Consider the following 674-nt stretch of genomic DNA (forward strand, 5'->3'; position numbering starts at 1 on the left):
AATAAGATTAATATTGGTTTTCTTACGAGCATCGTAGCCGCGTCTAAAGACGTTAAAAGAGATAACTTTCTCAGCAGGAATGCCAAGTTTTTTAGTGATCGCGTCTAATAGCGCGCCTTCCTCATGATCAAGAGGACGCTTAATTTCATTAATACGAATCATATCGATGTCTCGTTATAGTAGGTGTCTTAGCCAAAAAACCTAACGGCCCCCAGCTCACAATGGCGCGCATTTTACGAGAAATTGAATTGTCTGTCATACTAAATCAAGGTTGGACGACGGATTTAACTTGGTGAATGTTGAATTTTGCCTTGGGATGAGTATTATCCCCCTTCTTTGATTTTGACTAACTTAAGAGCTGATTATCATGGCGTTTGTCGTAACCGATAACTGTATCCAATGTAAATACACCGACTGTGTCGCGGTGTGCCCGGCTGACGCCTTCCACGAAGGTCCAAACTTCATGGTAATCAACCCAATAGAATGTATCGACTGTGGCTTGTGTGTTGACGAGTGTGCCGCAGCGGCAATCTTCCAAGAAGACGAGCTGCCTGAAGATCAAACCATCTACAAAGAGCTCAACGCCGAACTCGCAGAAATCTGGCCGGTACAAACTGAAGTGAAACCAGCGATGGATGAAGCGGAAAAATGGAACGGCGTGCCAAACAAGTTGG

The 674-nt window shown here is 44.4% G+C and carries 1 protein-coding gene; it reads left to right on the forward strand.

The window, feature by feature from the left end; genetic code table 11:
* Nucleotides 1-367 precede the first annotated feature (367 nt).
* A partial coding sequence (gene fdxA, locus R7093_RS25805; protein WP_318147096.1) for a ferredoxin FdxA occupies nucleotides 368-674 on the forward strand: 307 nt, incomplete at its 3' end.

It is taken from the genome of Vibrio sp. 1580 (genome assembly GCF_033340055.1).